The following is a 5,778-nucleotide window of genomic DNA, read 5'->3' as shown; positions in this document are numbered from 1 at the left end:
GAGACACAAATTGTTTAGGATAGCTCTTACGCGACAAGGGCCACAAACGGGTTCCAGAACCTCCGCAAAGGAGGATGGGCGTAATCAACATCGTATGCTCTAAATCCGATCTAATTAAGATCGGTTCTATTCAATGTGACTTGCCATGACAATGTTTTGCACAGTAGCAGTCTGAAAAAGGTTCAATGCTGCCTTATTGTGGTCAGAGCTTCAGGGACGCGCCGTCAGGAACCTGGGCTCAGTTCCGTCCAGGCAGACCGCGCTCAGTACACCTGTCGCAAATGCGCCGGTATCGATGGAAATACGCCCCTGCCGCGTTCCGGCGGTTCCAACGATTGTGTGCCCATGCACAACCCAGACACCATCGCGCCTGACCTTTGACTGAAACGACGGGTGACCCCAGACAAGGGCCTTGTCCGATTGCGCCTCGGGTGGGGTATCTGGATCGGCACCAGCGTGAACAACCAGCACATTGCCCGACATATCCCAGGTCTGCAATTTGGAAACCCACTGGCACAGCGCACCGCCCATCGCCTCCTGTAGCCTGTCGCGACAGTCCGTCAATTCGTCACCGTTCATCTCGGATCGGGCCCCGCGCACACCGAAGGAGGCCAGGGTCTGCAAACCGCCATAACGCAGCCAGCGCGGGCCTTGCCCTTTGGGATCCCGCAGGAACTGCAACAACATCTCTTCGTGGTTGCCCATCAGACAGGTCAGGTCCGGGCGGGCGCTAATCAGGCGCAATACCTCGGCGCTGTGCTCGCCGCGGTCGACATAGTCGCCAACCAAAATGATACGATGGCCCTGCGGAACACCGGACAACAGTTTTTCCAGCTGAACGATACAGCCGTGCACATCACCGATCACGCAAAGCGGAGCGTCCGGGTTCGGGAGCAGGAAGGGTTCTCGCCGCCCGAACCGTTTGAAAAGCGATGTCAACACGATGCGATGGTCTCCTGACTGGTGGGCCGCAACAGGTTCCGGTGGGGCAATCTGGTATCGGTTTTTTTGATCCGGACGTGATACCCTTGCGGTGAACTCTGGGCAAGCCCAGCCTCAGGCGGTCCGGCATGCTGGCACGCCCATTCGTATGAGTTCACTGCCTTTAACCTTGTGGACACCGTTGATGCGATTGCGCGCAGTTGTCATGAACCATGATTTCAATGGTTCCGGATAGTAGTCGGCCATGACCTTACTGAAATAGTCGAAATCCTCGGGCGCTAACCTACGGCCGCTACGGGACGGGCCATGAAAACCAAAAGTCGTATCGGGATCAACACAGGTACCGGGCAGCCCCAGAAACATCGTGCATGTTGAATAGCAGACGCGCCCGCGTATTTCGACCTGGATACCGTTGCGCTCAAGGTTTTCCAGCTCAGCCAGACGGTCATGCAAGTACCCACCGCGGTCGCTGCCCACGACAAACAGTTGCTGTGCCTCGACACGTGACGGAGCACTCACGGTAGTTGTCAGCGCGGTTACCGCCAACAGCGCCGTCAAAAACCGGACGGCACCACGGGTGGAGGATTTTCCGACACGCAGAGACGCCATGGTAAAACAGTTGAACAGGCTCAGCATGGTCGTTTCTCCAGCTCCAGGACTTTCTGGATCAGGACTAGAGAGTTGCGATGCCTCGGCTGTGTGCTGCTTGTGGCGAAACTTGGTCTTAAACTAATGTTTTAATATGGTTTTTACGTAAAATCTCCATTTTCTGTGCGTGCGCAGATTTGCCTGCGCGGAAACGCTTCACAGTATCAAATGAGACTTTGGGTAGTCGTTGGTTTTGACACTTACAGCCCGCACCGTGACCCGCGTATCTGCTCACGCGTAAAGGCGCAGAGAGTCAAACTCGTAGGTAGCTTGAAATGGTGCGCTCAGAACCATACTGGCCCTGAAATGTGCCAATGATCCGGCGCGATACGCAGGGAAAATTCGGCTATGGGCTTCACCCGCTGGGCAGGCTGTTCTTGACTAGCTGGATTTCATTCGGCGTTTAGTTCGTCGCTGCAACCGCCAAAGATCTCTCCAGTAAGACGTCTGCCAGGGCGCGCTCAGGGCAACCTTCCACCACTTGCGTTGCTCTTGAAACAGCTTGTTTTCATAGTCCTTTTTCAAATAGCGCTTGGGCAACGCAATATGGATGTTGGGTGCAAGATTTTGAGCGTCGGCGGAGCTACCGGAATTGTTGGGCATCAGCATTGCGGCGGTTTGCATCGCCAGCAGACGTTTCAAATTCACATCAAGCGTCGAGGGGTGCACATAGTCGATGACCGGACCGGCACCATTGCCGCCGGCTTCCGCCCAGGCGTCGCCCAACTCGGTATTTGTGAAAACAACCGTGCTCTGCAGGGATTCCCAATCGCTGTAAAAACTGTTCCAGACCGCCGGGCGCACGACGTCGCACAACATAAACCCTTCGGCAAGGAACAGCATCGCCCAAAAGCTTGGCCAGGCGATCAACAGATCCTGTACGTCCTGTTCTGTCGCAGAAACCGGTGTGAAGACCACGATGTCCGCGATCTCGGTGATCAGGCTGACGCTGTACTCAGCTTCGCTCAGACTGGCTGCGGGCAGCCCCTTCGTGACGTGGACGATGCGAAGACCTTCAGCGGTTTTCTGGAACTGCGCAAGTTTGCCAAACGTTGCATGGGTGACCTGCGCTACACCGTTCAACCTGTAGGCATCGCACCAGTCGGATTGTTTCCGGCCGCCCAGAACGATAACTTCACTTACTTGTTGCTTGCACGCTGAAATGACACTCTCAACGGCTAAGCTCCTTGTTTCACTGTCATTCATTCAGGTTTACACTCTGGCGGATTTATTTCGTATATATTTCGACTTGGACGCATGTCCGAAGGTTCGAAGCGACATTAAAAATGTTGCCCCGATATCTCTAGCTTCTGGTTTTGAGACATTGAATGGGCGATTTCGGTGAATGAGCTCCAGTTGCTGCCCAACAAAAGCGGCGCCCGGGACAGCAAAATCACATCGGCAAGCGCATATTTGAGCTGCATTTCCGAGCGGTCGTACACCGTCCGTGGCAGGCTGGACACGCGATCTTTGTACTTTGCGGCAAATGCGCCATAGGATTCCGAGTTGTCCGAAGCCAGAAAAATTGTCGACTTGGCGGAGGATTCCAGCAACTCATCGATGCGCTTAAAGAAAAAGCCATAATGAGATCTGCTTCGGGCGCGTCTGGCAATCTCGTCTTCCGATTTGGACCAGTCACCGGGAACGTCACCATGAGGATCCGTGGCAGCGCCACCATTCATTCGGACGTGGACGGCGATATCGTTCGGATTTCTGACGGAATTGATCATATCCTGAACATCCGCACTTGGTTGAAGAGCGCGCAGGAAATCTTTTTCAAGCTCGTCGTAGGGCGCTCCAAAGGTGAACCTGTAGGCGGACTGGATGACAACGTCACGATTGGCGTGGACAAGCGAACTGGAATCAAAGGCATCCCGGAACGCCTTGCTCATCAGATCGACTTCCAACGCGTTTTCCGGGTTGTTGTCGCTGGTTTCCTCGAGAGCGCCATCAAAATCAAACAGCGACGTAAAACTGCAATCACAATGCTCGTCAGGTACCCAACGGACAACGAGGTCCCGGTCATGCACTTGTGCGAATGCAGCCCCCGAAGCAATCGCGCGCAGTCGATTGCCCAGCCCATGCTGAGCATCAACGATAAGTTTCGGCTTGTGGTGGCTGTGTCCAATCGGAACCGAAACTTCGTCATTTTTTTCAACGGATTGCAGAGGCCCGCTGCCGAGAGCCGCGATCGCGTCCTTCAGAGAGCGGGTCATCAGCGCATAGTCCACGGCCTCTCGGGACGCAGTGATTTTAACGCCATCGAAGACATCCTGTATCGCACCAATTGCGGCTTCGGCCCGCTCCAGCCGCGTCCCGATCAGGTTTGTATCTACGCCAAACGGGTGAGTTCGCCGCATCCGAATATCGCCACCTGAATCGCCCAACAGCCGGAAACCGGCCATTGGGCTACTGCTGTCCCAGGGCGCGGATGACAAGGCAGTTTCACGGTTCAAAGAGATCCAGAACTGCGGGAATGCCTGTACCTCATCCCAGCCGGTGACCGGTTTGCTCTTGGGGCGGTCGATGCGCCTTGTGTCGGAATGGTCGATATGGCGAATGGTGTCGGGATCGACATCCACCCTTTCAACGCCAGAGTCCGTCAGGCGGTCGTACAGATCGTCGTCATCCCAGCCATAAGTCACAATCCGTTCGTTGAACCCGTTCACAGCCATCAGGTCCTCGCGACCAACAACGAAGAATCCGTTTACGTGGCTTTGGCCCGATTCTGCCTGCCGCCAGTTTCCCGCGGTCAGTTTCCCGACACCCATGGAGTTTCGGTTGAAAAACTCGACGTTGAGGATGATGTCGCTGTCAACTTTGACAATCTTGTCTTTTGTCGTCGCCCGGAAACCCACATTGTAGGCATGGGAGAGGATCCATGACCCTTCGTCTTCAACACGAAGAATACGGACGCGAGGGTCGCGAATCCCGGTCTGTTCGAGGGTAATCGCAACCGGAATTTCGGAACTCCAGTCCACGATGATAATCTCGTCGATCTCTTGGTGCACCAACCATGTCGGAAGGGTCTGCACCAGATGGTCATTTCTGTTCATGCAGCATGTAACAAGCGAATAACCCGGCTCTATCGCGGCGTCCGGCTCAAATTCTTTTCCGGCTTCTTCGAATTTGGGCATGTCCTGCCAAATTTCCGGGCGATTCAGTACTTCACTGTAAATGGACGCCACTACCGCAGGGGATTTGGCGTTGCGAACTGAGAGCTGCGTTCTGATCACACTGCGAAATGCGTCCGCAGGCCGAGCCGAGCTGGATTTGTCGTTTGATGCTATTGCATCGCAGAGGTTTGCAACTATGTCCTTGGAAGATTGCATTTCTTTCCCAGTTCGAGATCTTGATAAACTACGACATCCAAATTACATCAGTGTCGCTCGTGACTTACCATCCTAGATTGTATTCAAAAATAGCCTTGGCACCGAGTACCTGTTTGCCTGAGCGTGTCAATCTCCAATGGTAGTAAGTTTTTAGGACGGACCCAAGAACGCAACATCTATGAGCGGCGTTACGCCCGAATCATGCCATTGACAAGGTGCGTGAGTATCCCGTCACCCCGTAAGAAAGCAGAGCGCCGCCAAGACCGTACCGGACTGACCACCATTGCGCTTTCTAAAGAATCTAGGTTTGGTCCAAATAGTGACCACCAACATCCACGTACAAAATTGCACATAATTCCAGAAACTTAACTGGTTTCTCAAGGAAACAACAGCCGTGACATTCGGTTTTCGCCGCTGGTCGTGAGCTTTGTTAACCGTTCAAAATCGATAGCTGGAACCTCGCAGCCCACAAATCCGGAAGGTTGAAGCAATTGTTGACCAAAGAACCAAATTGAACACGCCCATGTCGTATGAGCGGAATCGAGCCGATACGAACACGGACCGCGTCTGACACTGTTTCGGTGTTGATCAACTGGTCCATTTGACTGTTTGTAGTTTGACCGTTCTGTTTGTGATTTTGGTTTTGGTTATAGGATTGGTTATAGGAATTGCGCCTCTGGCGTTCAGGTTATGATCCTGGCGAGGTTAAGACGCTAAGCAATTGATCCAGTATATCAATTGTAGTGTGAACGGGCTGCTTTGATATTTTCCGACCGATTAGTTTGGTTGCGGGAGCAGGATTTGAACCTGCGACCTTCAGGTTATGAGCCTGACGAGCTACCGGGCTGCTCCATCC

Annotated in this window: 5 protein-coding genes; all 5 read right to left on the bottom strand. The window is 53.7% G+C overall.

Annotated elements, in window-relative coordinates; all coding sequences use genetic code 11:
• The coding region (locus ACR1XY_RS24010) for a sugar phosphate nucleotidyltransferase (protein WP_480595140.1) at window positions 1-91 on the bottom strand (91 nt) is incomplete at its 3' end.
• 119 nt (window positions 92-210) lie between these two features.
• Window positions 211-942, bottom strand: a complete 732-nt coding sequence (locus tag ACR1XY_RS24005; RefSeq protein WP_480597248.1) for a metallophosphoesterase family protein — start codon at window positions 940-942, stop codon at window positions 211-213.
• A 114-nt stretch (window positions 943-1,056) separates the two neighbouring features.
• Entirely contained in the window at window positions 1,057-1,578 is a 522-nt protein-coding gene (locus tag ACR1XY_RS24000; RefSeq protein ID WP_480597245.1) for a hypothetical protein, read from the bottom strand.
• Window positions 1,579-1,971: 393 nt separating this feature from the next.
• Entirely contained in the window at window positions 1,972-2,796 is an 825-nt protein-coding gene (locus tag ACR1XY_RS23995; RefSeq protein WP_480597242.1) for a hypothetical protein, read from the bottom strand.
• Window positions 2,797-2,870: 74 nt separating this feature from the next.
• Window positions 2,871-4,727, bottom strand: a complete 1,857-nt coding sequence (locus ACR1XY_RS23990; protein WP_480597240.1) for a galactosyltransferase-related protein — start codon at window positions 4,725-4,727, stop codon at window positions 2,871-2,873.
• Window positions 4,728-5,778: the final 1,051 nt, after the last annotated feature.

This window comes from Ruegeria sp. AD11(2025), assembly GCF_056542405.1.
This window is presented reverse-complemented; position numbering and strand designations above follow the sequence as displayed.

What these genes read in the sequence shown, in the direction of transcription:
- ACR1XY_RS24000 (WP_480597245.1), bottom strand. Translation starts at nt 1,578, where the DNA reads ATGCTGAGCCTGTTCAACTGTTTTACCATGGCGTCTCTGCGTGTCGGA.
- ACR1XY_RS23995 (WP_480597242.1), bottom strand. Translation starts at nt 2,796, where the DNA reads ATGAATGACAGTGAAACAAGGAGCTTAGCCGTTGAGAGTGTCATTTCA.
- ACR1XY_RS23990 (WP_480597240.1), bottom strand. Translation starts at nt 4,727, where the DNA reads ATGCCCAAATTCGAAGAAGCCGGAAAAGAATTTGAGCCGGACGCCGCG.